We start from the raw sequence: 17,768 nt of genomic DNA on the forward strand, positions 1-17,768 counted from the left end.
GGAGACGGATGAAAGGCAGACCTTTACTGACTTTTACGATTTGCTGGTTATGCGGTAGCGGGATGGCATGCGCGTTAACAGGCTGGACGTTAATCTGGGGAATGATTGGAGCGCTGGCATGTCTGCCACTTCTGCTTCGTTTCATAGATGTACGTGGGTGGTCCATTTTATTTTTACTCGCTGCCTTTATTGGAGGTGTTGCACATTGGGTATGGAATGACGTACGTAATCATAGCAGACTGCCCGAGATCATCCATATTGCTGCTAATGAGATGGACGGTTTGACTGCCGAAATTCAGGGTGAGCTTGTATCAGATGTACGTATTGATGGAGATCGGGCTGACTTTAAGATACAGATGTCTTCCATATTGCCCATGTTGGCTTCTTCAGCAGATACAGATCTTGTGGCATCATCTGCATTTCAAATAGATGAACAATTGATGGTACAAGTCAGACTGCTGGAGGAAGAAGAACAACAGGTAGCAGCGGGCTGGAAGAGGGGCGATGCAATCACGCTTCATGGTGCTTTTACCCTTCCTGGTGAAGCGAGGAACTTTGGTGGGTTTGATTATCGCAGTTATTTGCGAACTCTCCATATCCACTTGTTGTTCAAAGTGAAGGGAGCCAGTTCGGTCATAGCTACGCCTCCGGAGGGGCTTGGACAATTCAACGTACTACGATGGACGGATTGGACAAGACATACGTTGGGTTCAGCGGTCGAGCAATTATTTCCTGAGCCTCATGGAGGATATATGAAAGGTCTAATTATCGGGATGGCTAATGATATCGATCCAGGCACGTATGGTCAGTTTTCACAACTGGGTCTAACACATATTCTGGCAATCTCCGGAACCCATGTCGCTGTATATGTAGCTTCTCTTCTTCTTATTTTATCCTGGTTAAGGCTTACCAGAGAGACAGCACTCACGATTGTTCTGATCCTGGTGCCTGCATATGTACTATTATCGGGTGGTTCACCTTCAGTCATTCGAGCAGGCATTATGTCCATAATTGGTTTGTATATGGCACGCCGTGGCCTGGCCAGAGACGGTCTTCAGATGATCAGTACAGCAGCATTGCTGATGATGTGGTGGGACCCGTACTTTTTATTAAGTGTGAGCTTTCAGTTATCCTTTCTTGTGACCGCAGGTTTAATGATCTACATGCCATTGATTAACCGACTGTTCAGCAGTTGGCCGAAATCTCTGGCTGCAACAGCATCTGTTACGGTGACCGCTCAGTTAATTTCGTTCCCAGTAACCATTCTGTATTTCAACCAGTTTTCACTGCTTTCTTTTGTGGCTAACTTTCTGCTGGTTTCTCTGATTAGCGCCATTGTATTACCTCTGGGGACGGTCGCGATGCTATTGTCATTTATATGGGTTCCCTTGGCAAAACCTCTCGCATGGATTGCGATTCAATTGAATCAACTGACATTTGTAAGCGTGGAGTGGATGAACAGCCTGCCAGGTTTTGTGTTGATCTGGGCAACACCTTCCCTGTTATGGATTGCTGCATATTATGCCGTGTTGTATGCCTCACTCTACCTGTTGCATCGTGGCAAGGGTGAGCAGCGAGGAACAACGTTACTTGAGGAGGATACGGCTCCTCTTGTGAGGCGACAACCTGGTAAGAACCGTGTAGATGGAAAAGAAACTTCATTAACTACATTAGGAGCCAGTATTGCCTGGCCGGAATATACAAGTGCATTTACTACACGAGGTGCAGGATATTATGCACATGAACAGATGAGTAAAGTTCAGCGATGGATGCGCGGGTTGCTTGCGCTCAGCTTTGTTGCTGGATTGTGGTGGGCATATCAGACTCCCCAGCCTGCTGGGACCGGTATCGTGCAGTTTTTGGATATTGGACAAGGGGACAGTACATTAATTACAACCCCGGAAGGCAAACATATTTTGGTGGATGGCGGGGGAACAGTTAACTTTGGGAATACCGAGCAATCGTGGAAAACAAGACGTGATCCGTATGAGGTAGGAGCCAAGGTGGTTGTTCCTTTATTGAAAAAGAGAGGTATCCATCAACTGGATGCGGTCATTGTAACGCATGCCGATCAGGATCATGCCGGAGGGCTACAGGCTGTGCTGGAACAGCTTCCGGTTAAACGTTTCATGTTTAATGGCACAACCAGTGGTAAAGATAACTTTGATAAGTTACTGAACACGGCCATGGAACGGAAGATCCCTCTTTACGCCATTCAGCAGGGGATGTCCTATGAGGCTGATAAGGAGACAAGTTTACATTTTATAGCTCCAGATCTGGCACAGATGGATGTAAATGCATCAGGCAGTTTGCCTGTGTCTGAGCACCAGAATCATGATTCCGTTGTTTTTTTACTGGACATGGCTGGCACATCCATGTTGTTCACTGGGGATATGGATGCTGCGGCTGAGCAGGACCTGCTCTATATGATTCAGGACGGTTCATTAGCTGCCCAGTTTGAACAGAAAGGTGCAGATCTTGGAGTTACAGAGAGAGTTGTACAACGTGTACTTAAATATCCGTTGCAGGACAATTCAAATAATGAACCCCCTGCATCCGTCTCCATTGACGTGTTAAAAGTTGCTCATCATGGGAGTAAAACGTCGTCAACTGAAGCCTGGCTCCAGTACTGGAACGCCAAAACCGCCGTGATTTCTGCCGGTGTTAACAATACATATGGGCATCCCAATCCGGGAGTGATGGAACGTCTGGAGGCTACCGGATCAGAGATTTATCGGACAGATCAGATGGGTGAGGTTCAGATGAGAGTAAAAGATGGAAAGATTGATATCCGGTACAAGTTAGTCGGTGTTGAGTGATGGATTTTACAAGGCTGATAATAAGCGGGTTGAAGTGTTTATAAAACGGATGTGACGTCTTACAATGTAGCTTAAGCCATAAGAATATAATTTTACCCATATGTTTGCTGGAATTTGATTTAATCTCCGTTTTTTTTTCCTTTCAGAACACAAATAGAAGCATAAGTTTGCCATGAGTCGAAATTGGGAGCATAAAGTTGCCGTGAGTCCCATTATGACGTCTTTTCATTTAACCAACGGGCAGGTTAGCATAGCGGTACAAGAAAAAAAATTAGCATTATGGTAGAAGGAGTAGCAGTATATTTCTGGAATATATTATTATTGGGAATTACTGAGACGGGATGTGTATTGGATGGACAAGCATTACGAAAACCTTCTGTTAGCTTTTGAAGAAGCAGAAAAGGCTAGAGATGAGGGTACTTTTCCTATCGGTGCAATTATTGTTGCTGCAGATGGTTCAGTTGTAAGCCGAGGTAGGAATAGAGTTTTTTCAAGCTGTGATTCTACAGCTCACGCCGAAGTGGATGCTATAAGAAAAGCCGGAAATGTGATACTTCATCTTGAGAGCAAGAAATTTATTCCTAAGAATGAACTTACCTTATATACTACCTGTGAGCCTTGTCCCATGTGCACAGGTACAATCGTGTTATCACTGATTAAAAAAGTAATTTGGGCTGCAAATGATAAGGATATAGGTGCATTTAAAAAATTCAAGGAATTAAATAGCGAATTACCTATTTATAATGATCTGTTCCACGACATCGAATTTGTTGCAGCCCCTTTCAGAGATCTAGAATTGAGACAACGAAAAATGTTAGCAGAATGGAACAACAGCCGTGGGTATACCGATAATCATTGGAATGATGAATTAGTAAATGAAAATGTTCAATTATAAACTATAAATGAAACCTTGCTCTTAATTTTTCGTTGAGTTATCCATTTGTTTGTGATGCTACCAAAAATCATACTGAAGTGCCATCACTATTGGAAACATAAGTTTATCAAATGGAAACCTTATGGGTTAAGTCGTACGCAATCTATTTATCGGTGTGAAGATGAGTGAAGAAAACCCCGATTGAATACTAACTGGAAAGCTAAAAAGACAAGAGAGCATACAACAATGTGGATAGTCTGAGCGGAAAAAGTAGTGAAGTTAAGTGTAAATATCGAGTAGATGATCCCACCTATGCAGCCTAATAGAGCATATGCGGCAATAGCAACGAGCAATCTCATAAACGTATGATCTTTTTTTCTGTATAAAAGCAATCCATCCACCAATATGGTAAGTGGCGTAATTAAGAAAAGTAATATAGCGAGGTTAATCAATAATCCAACTACAAATTTATACCCGAATGAATAATAGTAAGTATTCTCTAGTCTTTCATCCAAAGGGACATAGTGATATATCCCCATTGCCAGTGAAATGAAAATTGCAGTTAATACAGCTGAAAGTATTTTTCCGCGCGGCCTATTTATTCTATGGGTGCTTGTCATTCAAAAATTGACCTCCATTTTATTAACTATATTCAAAAACAGATAGACTAAGAGAGTTACTATATTTTAGCATACACATGCTGAGAAATAATCAGTGAGGGACATTGAACAGGTAAGTAGTTGGTTGACCATTAACGGAAAAAAAGTCGTTCCGCTGCGAACGACTTTTTTTGAATTGCATGATATTAACACATTTCAAACGTTATGCGATATGAGGATACTTTGGTTATCGCCTCGTGAAGTTGACTAGGATGGAATTACTCTCTTGCTTTTGAGATACTAATCGGCAAGCTAATTATAGTTGCGCTGAATAAATTGAGTATGTGATCAATTTGATCCCAACTTTTATGCCCTATTATCATATTAAATGCAATGAATAAAGCACTACTGAGTAGAAAGAATCCCAGGAAGTATTTGAAAAATATTTTTAGATTCATTTAGTCTCCCGCATATCCATTTAGAAGTTTGTTACAGTTGTACGCCCTATTTCGTTTGTAATATGTTTTCTATTCTAGATTATTACATGTAATCATTTGTTTTTGGTTTGTTGTATATATGTAAAAATATGTTTTTATTTACGGATTTGATAAATGCTAAGGAATTTTTATTGCAGGATTATGGTTATTTTTACCGAATAATAGTTAAGCCTGCCTTGGAGGAGGGATAGAGATACTTAGTGATCGTAGCACTATACATAATCATAAGGGGATCAAAAAAATGGAAATTGTAGAAATGACACAAAGTAAAAGTAACAGTAATGCAACTCAGAAGTTTAGAGTGGAATGGATTAGAAAAACGATAGCTCTATGCATTGGACTTTTAGTTATCGGTTTGATCGCAGGACACTCCTCCGCTTTTGCATCATCTGGATCGGGTAACTCCATTATTTCAGTTCTTGACCGGAATGATTTTTTACTCGACGATGGTACACTTTGGTCTAAAGGGACCGTAAGTGGAGTATGGACACAAAATCGAAAACTGATCGGTATTTCAAAATCAGACGACCATTCCATCTATGGTTGGACTACCGATGACCAAGTCATTCGATGGGATAAGAACAATGCACATATACCAGTAACGAAACAATTCAATGGTGTGATTAAGGTATATGGCCATGGATGGGTTCAGCTCAAGGATGGAAACCTTTATAATTTTGATGATCAGGCTAAGGTTTTGGAATCGATTATCGATGTGGATTCTTATCGGGATAGTTCTGGGAGAGATTCTTCTTATACTGCATTATCTTCATCAGGAGATATATATTATGACAAATACAACAAAATACGTAAAGCAGGAAATGTACCTGATGGTAAAGCAATTGCAACGAATGGTGTTTACGCAGCTGTGCTGAAAAATGACGGCTCGGTAGTGATCGTAAGTATGCTGTATGAGGATGACTACATCACGGTTGCAAATAATGTGCAATCTTTGATTTGGTGGGGGAGTACGCATAAGCTGCTCACGGTGAAGCAGGATGGAACCGTCTGGAGCTACGATCGAACTGCCAAATATAAGGGTGAGCAACTGGCGGGTTTAAGTAACGTATCGCGGATGGTGTACGCGCCTAATCTGGATGAACTATATGCACAGTTACAGGATGGATCATGGGTTACATATGATAATGGAAAGTTAGCTCCTCTATCAGCTCCTGCGTTAAATCAAGTGACACTTACGGCATCTTCCAAGGATGCTAATATTGGGGATACGATCACCCTTACCGTTCAGGAGAATTATAGTAACGGTTTCAAAAACAAACGTGTACCGTTGCCAGAAGAACTTATAGTGGAGCAGCCCCAAGTTGCACAGATTCAGGCGGGAGGCAAACTGAAGGTTACGGGCATGGGAACAACCAAAGTGACATTGAAGATAGGCGATTTGGCTTCAAGTCTTCAACTGAACGTTAATTCAGAGAAAAAGTTATCAGGCGCCACATTGTTAGATGGAAATGTATACTTGCCAGTGCAGTCGGTGTTCAAAACTTTGGGAGCCAAAATCGATGTCAAAGGCTCATCTTTTGAGATTCAATTTGGAGAAGACAGTATTACTTTGCAAAAGGGAAGTTCTGTTGCGCGATTAAACAATAAAGAACTGAAGTTGAAAGGGAAAGTACAAACCATTGGAGGACAAACTGTATTTCCTGCGGACTTGTTAAGACAGGCTGCGGGTATTCAGGTCCGCTGGGATGCTGAGCTAAAGCAGGCCAAGGTGCTGGTTGGGAATTCTTCTATCCTGGTGGAATCGAAGGATACACTTGCACTGATCAAGAAAAAAGAGCTGGGGAATCTTGCTCGCTTCATTGGCAAGTCCTACTGGATCAACAGTGATACGAGTTTAGGGCAACGTTTCAGTAAAGTGACCATATCAGATATCAAAATTGAGAAGATTAAATACGGTGATCGAAGTTACTCTATTGTCTTCCGTAATGCAAAAGGAAAAACCGTTTCCGCTTACGCAGGAGGTATACCTTCCAGTGTGACGGAGATGCTTAAGGATTCCAACCAATTCTTCTCTTCTGATCCGTATAAGAAATACAATTGGTCCAAATCTACTTGGAATAAAATTATTGCCGGAGAAGTAGCTCTAGGAATGAACATAACCCAGGTGCGCCTTGCGTGGGGAGATCCATCCAGCATTTCGTATGAAACGAGTTCAAAAGGCAAAATCGAAGTTTGGGTGTATGGCAGCTCAGCAGGCATAAGAGCTTTAGGGTTTCTCAATGGCAAACTGATCGTGATTTATTGATGAATACACCAATTCATCACTTCATTTGATCGCAAGTTATAGCTCAGCACACAAAAAAAGCCCGCTTTCCGTTACACTCTACGAGGGAGAATATCGGAAAACGGGCCATTTTTTCAAAATGTAGAAGAAATATAAGAACTACTCCACGCCATCCTTAAAGTGTTTGCTCCAGTGTTTGTCACCCTTGTGCAACAGATCTTCTACCGTTTTCTCAAGAGTCATTAACAGCTGTGCTCTGACATCAAGTACGGTTTCTCTGTACAAGCGTTCTTCCGATCCAACGATTTTATCGCCGTATAATGCCTGTGCAGCTACGTACTTCCGATGTTCCTCGACCAGAGTGTCAATGGACTCCAGTGCATGTTCCACAAAGTGGGAAATACTTTGGTATTCTTTGGGCATTTGTTCTTTTAAAGCTTGAATTTTCGCTAGAGCTGGCATGCTCATCACCTCGTGTTTATGAATGTAAATTTACAATACACCATTTTCATGAAAATTGCATTAAAAATAGCTTAAATTTGGACAAATTTCGACTTTTTTTTATTTTGGGGACCCAAAAAGTGCTTCGCTATAATGTATGCCATTGCATTTGAATTGAGTCGTGTAAGTAATGGAATCCCTTTTGGATACGTTTGGTGACTCGTTATGCAATTTCTGTTATTCTAAGAGAAGATTTCAGCGGCCCTAATACATACGCCGTTATTTTGTTATGGCAAATTAAAAAAATACTTAACTTTGCAACAATTTTATTGATGATCACGTCTGTAAGGTTGCAGGGAGAGGGGGATCCTTTGTGGTAGAGCCGGAACTCATCAGAGCCGCTCAATCGGGCGATCGCGACGCTCTAATTACCCTATTGCGGGAGATTGAACAACACGTCTATCGGACCGCATATTACATTCTAAATAATGAACAGGACGCTTTGGATGCTGCTCAGGAAGCGTTGATCCGAATTTACACCAAAATCAACTCATACGAAGAAAAGGCCCAATTTAAAACATGGGTACAACGCATCGTTACGAACATCTGTATTGATAAATTCAGAAGAACCAAACCATCCGTTTCCATTGACGAACATGACATGGTTTTTCAGGATAATCAGGATGTGGAGTACGAGGTCATGTCTACATATGTGGCCCAGGACATTCAGGATGCGATCAACAAGCTTCCCGAGCATCATCGTACCGTTATTGTTCTAAGATATTTGCAGGACTTATCCTACAATGAAATTGCGGATTGTCTCGATCTTCCGTTGAATACGGTGAAGTCTTATTTATTTAGAGCCAGACAGCAATTGCAGAATCTACTACAGGAATATCAGAAAGGTGGTGTGACAGGATGAAATGCGAAGAGGTGGTGGAATGGATGCACCGCTATCTGGATCATGATCTGGGCGAGGCGGAAACCGCGCAGATGCTACAACATGTGGCGAAGTGTCCGGAGTGTGCCGAGAATTTTAGTTTACTCAGAGCTCTTTCCAGAGAACTGGAAGAGTTACCGCAAGTAACCCCAAAATTTAGTCTGGTTGATGCGATTATGCCACAGCTTGATGCCATTGATGAAGCGCGGAAAGAACAAAGCAGCACCGTACAGGAAATGAATCCTGTCCCCGCTACATTTGAGAATTTACAACGTTCAAGTGAGCGGAAAACGAAGCAAAAATGGCTTAACTCGATGGCAGGACGTATGTCCATGGGTGTAGCGGCTGCGGCAGTTGTATTGGGATTTGCCATATGGGGATATCAGCCTGAACAGATTGAGAATGCCGATTCCATGATGTTGAGCTCTGGAGCTTCTCAAGAGAGCGGCAATGTGAATGAGAATCCACTAAGCAAGAGTATTGAAAATAATGATCCAGCAGCTTCTTCCACACCAAGCAGCAATGATGTATTTGTGGATAAGTCGAATGTTTCACCAACTGAACCGGATAACCAAGGAGTAGAAACAACTCCTGAAGAGAACGGTGGAGAGAAGGTACAGGAGCCTGAGGTACAGTCAGACCCGACACCTCAACAACCGGCTACCGAATCAACGCCTTCTTCAAATAAAGGAGCACAAGACAATTCGTCCAGTCCTCCTTCGACAGATAATCAGAAGAATCAGCCTCAGAACCAAGATTCCGAGCAGAAGAATCCAGATTCAGGAAGTGCCCCTAGATCTACTGCAGATGGGGAAGAGAATGGAGTAACTGAAACAGATAATGAAGATTCCTTCACTTCTCAGATGATTGTACCGAATGGAAATGAAGATGCTCCAGTAGAAGGCAATTCTGCTCCTGATTCCGGTGCAAATGCAGACGCCTCTGAAGGAAACAAAGGATTTGCAGCAGGATCGGATCAGGAGATGACTACAACGGCAGCACCAAAAGAATGGAAATCACCTGACGGCTCTTACGTAGTTATGCTTCTTGGTGATCAGATCAGCATCTACTCCAAACCTGTGAGCGAACCTGATGTTCTAAATTTGGTTGAACAACGCAGTATAGAGGGGACGCTGAAGTCAGCGGGTTGGTCAAAGGATGGCACCCTATTTAATTATGAAACGGACAAGGACGGAACAACGGCGAAGAACTCGTTTAATGTGCCAGCTGTTTCAGGTGGAGCTCCTGCGAAATAATTAAAATTGGGGAGTGCATTCCTCTAAACGAAAGAACATTTTCAGTGTGACAAGCATATATTGGAAGTAACAAAACGTCCTATCTCAGTTCAAACAACTGACGTCGTATGACCGCACACCGGCTTTTTCTAGAACTGCTGGTGCCTGCGTTTATATAGATGTAGGACAGGGGACCTTCATCCATAACTGGATGTAAGGTCCCTTTGTTGTCTTGTGTGTTTTCTGGTAGGATAAAAGGGATAAGGAGGCACCGTGAATGGATGTGAAAACTGCAACAAAGGCAATACGTAGTGGAGAAACGGCTCCGATCTATGTGCTGTATGGAACGGAAAAGTACCAGATACAGCAATTTACGGATATGTTAAAAGAGCAGGTTATTGAAGAAGAACATCGTGATTTTGCAATTATTCCATATGATTTGTCTGAAACGGCTGTGGAAGTTGTCATTGAAGAAGCAGAGACCGTACCTTTTCTGGTTCCACGTAAATTAATTATTGTAAGGGACGCGAGCTTGTTTACTGCAGGTAAAGAATCCAAGATCGAACATCAGGTTGATCGTCTGCTTACATATATGGAAAATCCGGCAGATTACAGTACAATTGTTTTCCTGGCCCAAGGGGATAAGCTGGATGAGCGTAAGAAACTGGTGAAGGCTGTCAAGAAACAGGCAGTCGTTCTTGCTTTTGCTCCACTTAGTGGAGATGAGCTGTTGAATTGGATCGTGAAACTGGCGAAGCAGCGGGATGTTTCCTTGGAGACGGGAGCAGCGGAAACACTAATCAGCTATGCAGGAACAGGTCTTCAGACACTGTCTGCTGAAATAGACAAGTTATGTTTATTTGCGGGTAATGGGGGAACAATCCGGCGTGCTGATATCGAGTCACTTGTTGCCCGTAGTACAGAGCAAAATGTATTTTCGCTGGTGGAAGAGCTTGCTAATTTACGACTGGAGAAGGCATTGGCTCTGTTCTATGAGTTGCTGAAGCAACGGGAAGAACCGATTAAAATTGCGGCTTTAATTGCACGACAGTTTCGGATCATGATTCAGGTGAAGGAGTTGGGCCAACAAAGCTACTCCCAACAGCAGATTGCCAGTCAACTTGGTCTGCATCCCTATGCGGTGAAGATCGCTGGAGAACAAGCGCGTAAATTTCAGCCGGAACGTCTGAGAATGATTCTGAGTCACCTCAGCGAACTGGATTACCAGATGAAAACAGGAGCGGTGGATAAAGTCCTTGGTCTTGAGCTGTTCTTATTGAGACTTGGTGCCTGAATGGAAACGTAAACGTAATAGTTTACTAGCATAGCCTAAAGAACAAACAAAGCGACCTTTGCTCCATGATGGTTAGATCATCGGAATCAAGGTCGCTTTGTCTGTGTCTTATACTTATCGAATCAGATACTAAAAAATCCTGAAAGCCTATGCTGTTCAGGATTTTTCCATTGGATCGTATAAGTAACGCTTCTTACGCTTGTGCGGAAAGAGCGTTCAGTTTTTTCGCCAAGCGAGACTTTTTGCGTGCTGCAGCATTTTTATGAACCAGACCTTTAGTTACAGCCTTGTCCAGCTTTTTGGAAGCAGCTTGAATCGCAGCTTTTGCAGTATCAACTTCGTTACTTACCAGAGCAGCATCAGCAGCTTTAACAGCTGTACGGAGTGCAGACTTCTGGGAAGCGTTGAGTGCGCGGCGCTTGTCGCTCGTTTTTACGCGTTTAACAGCGGATTTGATGTTTGGCATTACATTCACCTCCTGTAAGGCATTTGCATGAATACAAACGTTTCACAACTTAAAATATTCTATCACGCTAGCATGTAAAATGCAACAGATATTCCTACGATGTTCGACATGCTGCATAAAGTAACTCTTTTTCCCACACAATATGCTCAAATGCGGTAAGGGAGGCAGGGACAGAATGACACTGGATTTGCAAAACTATACAGTTCGTACCGATTTGGCGATCGACTCCAAGGAAATGGCACAAGGTGGACAGAAACAGACGATTCCCGGGTTAAGGGAAGATGTAGAAAAAAAAGAGGGCATTACAATTACACGTATTGATGTCCTGAATGAAGAAGCAGCCAAAGCCATTGGGCGGGTGAAAGGTCACTATGTCACATTAGAGGTGCCTTCACTACGGAATGGCGATACTGAGTTACAGGAGCGAGTTGCTGCCGAGTTCACACGTGAGATGGAAGATTTTATGGTGAAGGCCGGAATCAACAAAACATCCAAGGTCTTGATCGTTGGCTTGGGCAACTTGAATGTCACCCCGGATTCACTCGGTCCACTTGTTGTGGAAAATCTGATGGTGACCCGTCAGTATTTCGAATTGGTACCAGATCAGGTTGCACCAGGGTATCGGGAAGTTAGTGCGATTGCTCCAGGCGTGTTAGGTACAACGGGCATTGAATCCAGTGACATCGTACAGGGGATTGTAGACCGTACCAAGCCAGATGCCATTATTGCGATTGATGCACTGGCCTCCCGTTCCTTGGAACGAGTAAATACAACGATTCAGGTAGCGGACATTGGTATCCACCCGGGATCCGGTATTGGGAACAAACGACGTGGCTTGACCCAAGAAATTTTGGGCGTTCCTTGCATCGCCATCGGAGTACCGACTGTATGTTATGCGTCTACCATTGTGAACAATGTCATTGAGATGATGCGCTCCCACTTCCGCCAGGAAACGGATCAGACGAAACAGATCATGGGCATGTTGGACGACATCGGTGAGCAAGATCGCCTGAGTCTGGTCAAAGAGGTACTGGAGCCCCTAGGTCATGACCTCATTGTTACACCGAAGGAAATCGATGAGTTTATTGAGGGAATTGCCAATGTTATTGCTACAGGACTTAACGCCGCACTTCATGATGCAGTGAATCCGGATAACGTAGCCGCCTATACACATTAAGACTTAAAACTGCTGAGAAGAAGGTCCGAATCTATCGGACTTTCTTTTTTTTGTTTCTGGAATCTTTCATTTTCCTGTTCTATCAAATTGGGCGGGCTCATAGAGTTGAAGTATAAGAGTTGTCCAGCAGGGAAGGAGACAGCAGAATGAACAAGATATTGGCCTGGAATATTGGAAAGTGGAAAAAAAGATGTCTGCACGTGCTGGCCATGGGCCGTACGTTGTTGTTGCTTATGATCATATCTGCCTTGTTTTTTGTTGTACTGGGCTTGGGGGGCATGGCAGAGAAACGCTTGAATAACTCCCCCGTTTCTTCTATGAAAGGATTTGCGAGTGCCGTATCAAGCCGTTTTTTTGTTGATATGCTCGGTATGGAGATGCCGCATCTCACCCAGAAAGAACAGACATCTGCCATATCCGGTGAGAATCTCACCTCATTTGTTTTCCAATTACTAACGAATGTTAATCCTCAAGATCCCAAGAGCCTGATTGCGAGAGAAATGCCGGGCATGGGCTCGAACCAACCTGTTCTACTCCGTCCTGGCTCTGGTAACGAAAAAGCCGAAGCTCCCGAAGATTATCAGCCAGGTCCCGGTCTTACGGATACGGCTTCCGCAGGTGGAGGGAAACCCGGTAGTGAGCTGCATGTTCCGCCAGGTCAGGACAATACGGATCCACCTGATTCGAGCGAACCTGGAGATGGAGAAGGTAAAGAAGATCCACCAGCGAAGAATGGCGAAAAAGATAATTCAGGCTCACCGACAACAGGCAAAAAATCAATTCTTATCTATCATTCCCATCCGCGGGAAGGCTACAATCCATTACTAGGTACGAAAAGTGATAATCCATCATCAGGCAAATCAACAGGCAATGTGTTTCAAGTGGGAAGCTATCTCTCAGACAGTCTGGAGAAGCTCGGAATCGGCGTAGAACACGCCAAGGACGATTATCCAACCAAAGTAAAAGACTATAACTGGAACTATTCCTATAAATACTCCCGTCAAACGGTAAAAGCGGCACTCGCTCAAAATGACGATCTGACGTATCTCATCGACATTCATCGCGATTCACAGCGTCATGGCAAAACAACAACGACCATTAATGAATTGGGCTACGCCAAAGTGTATTTCATTATTGGACATGAAAATCCGAATTGGCGGCAGAATGAAGCCTTTGCAGCGAAAATTCATAAGAAATTGGAAGCTAAATATCCTGGGGTATCCCGTGGTGTGTGGGGCAAAGATGGCGGAGGAGCCAACAATGGAGAGTATAACCAGACCCTTTCACCCAACAGCATTTTGATTGAGATTGGCGGGATCGACAACACAGGAGCTGAATTACAACGGACATCGAAGATTCTCGCTGACATGATTGCCCAAGTGTACTGGGAAGATCAGAAAGTGGACAAAGCTAGTGCAAAGACCTCTTCGCAGGGTGGGTAAGCCTATATATGCAAGAAGATGAAAATAGTAGAGAGTGACAGGAGGCAAATAACATGTCCAGATTCGGTAAAAGACTGTTATCCATCGCTGTATTAATGTTGCTGGGTGTGCTGTTTGGAATGCAGCTGGCAGGCAGCAACTTTCACATGGGCAATCCATCAGGAGGCACGTCAACCGTTGTGACAACGGAGCCAACTTCATCAGTTACCGAATCTGTTCCAGCTGCACCTGTCCAAAAGGAAATCAAAGAACCAACGTTTGTGCCTGTTCAGTCCCCAAGCCAAGTGCTTGGGGCAGATCAGAGTAAGGCTCCGGTTGATGTGTTGGCGGACAAAACGGCTGGACTTTTGCAAAATCTCTCACACAGTGGAATCAAGTGGGTGGTCTCTCTTTTTAGCGGCGTTGCTGAATAAAATACCATAATTTAAAGGTACAATAGTACCTCAGGGAGTTCATGATCACACTTTATTATAAAAGTTAAGACATCACGGGATTGATGCACTGTGGTTCAACTGTTATAATGAAGTGATTGACACTAGGCTGTTTCTGGGGGTAAGGAATGACTGACATTCGGGCAAGACAACGTAAAATTCGTAACTTTTCTATTATTGCACATATAGATCACGGCAAATCAACACTTGCGGACCGGATCTTGGAGTACACAGGTGCGCTCACCTCACGTGAAATGCAGGAACAGGTTCTGGATAAGATGGACCTTGAACGTGAACGTGGAATAACGATCAAGCTACAGGCAGTTGCGCTGAGCTACAAAGCTGATGACGGTGAAGAATATTTATTGAATCTGATTGATACACCGGGACACGTAGACTTCACGTATGAAGTATCACGTAGCCTTGCAGCATGTGAAGGCGCTCTGCTTGTGGTGGATGCGGCTCAAGGAATTGAAGCCCAAACACTCGCTAACGTGTATCTGGCATTGGATAACAACCTTGAAATTTTACCAGTTATCAACAAAATTGACCTTCCAAGTGCTGATCCTGAACGGGTGAAGCAGGAAGTGGAAGATGTAATTGGTTTGGACACAAGTAATGCGGTTTTGGCTTCGGCCAAATCGGGTATCGGGATCAAAGAGATTCTGGAGCAAGTGGTGCAAAGTGTTCCGGCACCGACTGGTGATCCTGACCAGCCTTTGAAAGCGCTGATTTTTGACTCGCACTATGACCCGTACAAAGGTGTAATCGTATATGTACGTGTTGTTGATGGCAAAATCAAATCCGGTTCCAAAATCAAAATGATGGCAACGGGTAAATCCTTTGAAGTCATTGAAGTTGGAGCGTTCAAACCTCGCATGACTATCGTGGACGAGCTGAATGTGGGTGATGTTGGATTTATTGTGGCCGGTATTCGGCATGTCGGCGATACACAAGTCGGGGATACGGTGACAGATGCCAAAAATCCAACACCGGAACCTCTGCCGGGTTATCGCAAAATTAACCCAATGGTGTATTGTGGGCTCTATCCGATTGAAACATCGGACTATGTTGATCTGCGTGAAGCACTTGAGAAATTGCAGTTGAACGATGCGTCTCTGAGCTTTGAACCGGAAACATCCAGTGCACTCGGTTTTGGATTCCGTTGCGGATTCCTTGGACTGCTTCACATGGACGTGATCCAAGAGCGGATCGAACGGGAGTTTAACATTCCGTTGATCACAACGGCACCAAGTGTAATCTACCACGTCACCTTAACGAATGGTGAAGTGATGAAAATCGACAACCCATCCAACTATCCTGAGGTGGGACGGATTGATTACGTCGAGGAACCATACGTCAAGGCAGATATTATCGTACCGAATGATTATGTAGGTACTATTATGGAATTATGTCAGAACAAGCGTGGCGAATATGTGAATATGGAATATCTGGATACGACTCGGGTTACCATTACCTACGAGATTCCGTTGTCCGAGATTGTATATGACTTCTTCGACCAGTTGAAATCCGGTACCAAAGGATATGCATCCCTGGATTATGAGTTGTCCGGTTACCGTCAGTCCAATCTGGCGAAAATGGATATTGTACTCAATGGCGAGCAGGTCGATGCTTTGTCCTTTATCGTTCACCGTGACCGTGCCTATAACCGCGGACGCATTGTCTGTGAGAAACTGCGCGAGTTGATTCCACGGCAGATGTTCGAGGTGCCAATTCAGGCATCTGTAGGTACTAAGGTTGTTGCTCGTGAAACGGTAAAAGCCATGCGTAAAAACGTACTTGCCAAGTGTTATGGTGGTGACATCTCGCGGAAACGGAAACTGCTTGAGAAGCAGAAGGAAGGTAAGAAGCGGATGAAGCAGGTTGGTAACGTTGAGGTGCCACAAGAGGCATTCATGGCGGTACTGAAAATTGATGATTAAGACGTTTGCTTGCAAACGTCACGTGAATCCTTTCGGTACATCAATAATTTGTGTATGAAAGGATAAACGATATTTTTTCTCAGGTACAACACAGAATATTAAATAACTAAGCTGAAAGGGAAGCCGGATGGCTTTCCTTTTTTCAAATAGAGGGGGACTTGCCATGACATTGGCAGCACACAGCCGGAAGACAGGTGCGCCCCAAGCGGTGTATCTTCACATTCCCTTTTGCACAAATAAATGTTTTTATTGCGACTTTAACTCCTACGTTCTAAAAGATCAGCCCGTGATGCAATATCTCGAAGCGCTGGAGCGGGAGATGGAACATACAGTTAAGGCAAACCCACCAGGTGAGATCAAGACCATATTTGTAGGTGGGGGTACGCCAACAGCTCTGAAACCGGATGAGATGGCCGTATTTCTTCGTTCCGTGAAGACGTATTTCCCAAATTGGGCGGACGACATTGAATTTTCGATGGAAGCGAACCCGGGAACAACCGATGCGGAGAAGCTTGCTGCAATGAAAGAAGGCGGCGTAAACCGTGTCAGCTTTGGCGTGCAGGCTTTTCAGAATGATCTGCTGACGGGCATTGGCCGTATTCATAATACGGATGATGTATATCGGAGTCTGGAGAACGCTCGAAAAGCGGGACTGACTAATCTCTCCATTGACCTGATGTTCGGGTTGCCAAACCAGACTGTAGAGATGTTGAATGAGAGCATCGACAAAGCGCTGGAACTGGATCTGCCGCATTACTCCATCTACAGCCTGAAAGTGGAAGAGAATACCCTTTTCCACACACTGTATCAGAAAAACCAACTCCCTCTTCCGCATGAAGATGATGAGCTGGAGATGTATCTTCTATTAATGAGACGTATGAAAGAAGCAGGCTATGGACAATACGAGATCAGTAACTTTGCCAAGCCGGGCTTCGAGAGTCGTCACAATATTACGTACTGGCGTAATGAAGACTACTACGGGTTGGGTGCAGGTGCACATGGATATGTAGGCCGCGAACGGCATATGAATATTAAAGGTATAAATCCTTATGTTGAAGCTTCACGAGCAGGACTGCCTCGTCTGGATCATTTTGAGATTGCTCGCCCGGAGGCTATGGAAGATTATCTGATGGTCGGGTTGAGAATGTTAGAGGGGGCTTCAGCCTCACGGTTTAGCGAACAGTTCGGAGAGTCCATGGAAGAAGTGTTTGCGAAGCCTTTGGGTAAAATGTTGAACGCAGGATTACTTGAGCGTACGGCAGACGGCTTCCGACTGAGCGAGCAGGGTATCCTGTTCGGAAATGACGTTTTTGCGGAGTTTATCGGGTCCATATCGCTGAATTCGTAGCTTGAAATTCTATACGC

The 17,768-nt window shown here is 44.0% G+C and carries 13 protein-coding genes; 11 read left to right on the forward strand and 2 right to left on the reverse strand.

The genetic code is table 11. From position 1 onward, the window contains the following. Positions 1 to 8: 8 nt before the first annotated feature. From MHH93_RS15065 to MHH93_RS15075, 3 genes are all read left to right on the forward strand, one after another. Entirely contained in the window at positions 9 to 2,819 is a 2,811-nt protein-coding gene (locus tag MHH93_RS15065; protein ID WP_500054691.1) for a ComEC/Rec2 family competence protein, read from the forward strand. A gap of 352 nt (positions 2,820 to 3,171) precedes the next feature. Beyond that, positions 3,172 to 3,714: a nucleoside deaminase gene (locus tag MHH93_RS15070; protein ID WP_500054692.1), complete on the forward strand. Its 543-nt coding sequence runs from the start codon at positions 3,172 to 3,174 to the stop codon at positions 3,712 to 3,714. 1,316 nt (positions 3,715 to 5,030) lie between these two features. Beyond that, positions 5,031 to 7,055 (forward strand): copper amine oxidase N-terminal domain-containing protein, encoded by a 2,025-nt coding sequence (locus tag MHH93_RS15075; protein WP_500054693.1) that lies wholly within the window; start codon positions 5,031 to 5,033, stop codon positions 7,053 to 7,055. Between the two features lie 138 nt (positions 7,056 to 7,193). Here MHH93_RS15075 and MHH93_RS15080 read toward each other — a convergent pair whose 3' ends face one another. Next, complete coding sequence (locus tag MHH93_RS15080) at positions 7,194 to 7,496, reverse strand: hypothetical protein (RefSeq protein WP_017687204.1); 303 nt, start codon at positions 7,494 to 7,496, stop codon at positions 7,194 to 7,196. 352 nt (positions 7,497 to 7,848) lie between these two features. On the opposite strand from MHH93_RS15080, the gene MHH93_RS15085 reads away from it, so the two are divergent. The 3 genes from MHH93_RS15085 (at position 7,849) to holA (ending at position 10,944) form a co-directional block, all read left to right on the forward strand. Continuing rightward, positions 7,849 to 8,397: an RNA polymerase sigma factor gene (locus MHH93_RS15085; RefSeq protein ID WP_017687205.1), complete on the forward strand. Its 549-nt coding sequence runs from the start codon at positions 7,849 to 7,851 to the stop codon at positions 8,395 to 8,397. Then, the gene (locus tag MHH93_RS15090; protein WP_500054694.1) at positions 8,394 to 9,671 is read left to right on the forward strand and encodes an anti-sigma factor family protein; all 1,278 of its coding nucleotides are present in this window, start codon (positions 8,394 to 8,396) and stop codon (positions 9,669 to 9,671) included. The genes MHH93_RS15085 and MHH93_RS15090 overlap by 4 nt, the downstream gene beginning before the upstream one ends. A gap of 256 nt (positions 9,672 to 9,927) precedes the next feature. Continuing rightward, positions 9,928 to 10,944 carry a DNA polymerase III subunit delta gene (gene holA, locus MHH93_RS15095; RefSeq protein ID WP_500054695.1) on the forward strand — a complete coding sequence of 339 codons (1,017 nt, stop codon included), beginning with the start codon at positions 9,928 to 9,930 and terminating at the stop codon, positions 10,942 to 10,944. A gap of 193 nt (positions 10,945 to 11,137) precedes the next feature. On the opposite strand, the gene rpsT is transcribed toward holA, so the two are convergent. Beyond that, complete coding sequence (rpsT, locus tag MHH93_RS15100; protein WP_024628504.1) at positions 11,138 to 11,410, reverse strand: 30S ribosomal protein S20; 273 nt, start codon at positions 11,408 to 11,410, stop codon at positions 11,138 to 11,140. Between the two features lie 175 nt (positions 11,411 to 11,585). Between rpsT and gpr the strand changes: the two genes are divergently transcribed. The 5 genes from gpr (at position 11,586) to hemW (ending at position 17,751) form a co-directional block, all read left to right on the forward strand. Further along, positions 11,586 to 12,587, forward strand: coding sequence for a GPR endopeptidase (gene gpr / locus MHH93_RS15105; RefSeq protein WP_440390575.1), 1,002 nt, complete (start codon positions 11,586 to 11,588; stop codon positions 12,585 to 12,587). Positions 12,588 to 12,733: 146 nt separating this feature from the next. Further along, complete coding sequence (locus MHH93_RS15110) at positions 12,734 to 14,029, forward strand: stage II sporulation protein P (RefSeq protein ID WP_500054696.1); 1,296 nt, start codon at positions 12,734 to 12,736, stop codon at positions 14,027 to 14,029. Positions 14,030 to 14,082: 53 nt separating this feature from the next. Beyond that, on the forward strand, positions 14,083 to 14,442 hold the full coding sequence (locus tag MHH93_RS15115; RefSeq protein ID WP_500054697.1) for a hypothetical protein: 360 nt from the start codon (positions 14,083 to 14,085) through the stop codon (positions 14,440 to 14,442). A 146-nt stretch (positions 14,443 to 14,588) separates the two neighbouring features. Further along, the gene (lepA, locus tag MHH93_RS15120; protein ID WP_500054698.1) at positions 14,589 to 16,403 is read left to right on the forward strand and encodes a translation elongation factor 4; all 1,815 of its coding nucleotides are present in this window, start codon (positions 14,589 to 14,591) and stop codon (positions 16,401 to 16,403) included. A 163-nt stretch (positions 16,404 to 16,566) separates the two neighbouring features. Beyond that, positions 16,567 to 17,751 carry a radical SAM family heme chaperone HemW gene (gene hemW, locus MHH93_RS15125; protein WP_091013944.1) on the forward strand — a complete coding sequence of 395 codons (1,185 nt, stop codon included), beginning with the start codon at positions 16,567 to 16,569 and terminating at the stop codon, positions 17,749 to 17,751. Positions 17,752 to 17,768: the final 17 nt, after the last annotated feature.

Origin of the sequence: Priestia sp. FSL H7-0729 (assembly GCF_038005685.1) — a bacterium.
Lineage (GTDB): Bacteria > Bacillota > Bacilli > Paenibacillales > Paenibacillaceae > Paenibacillus.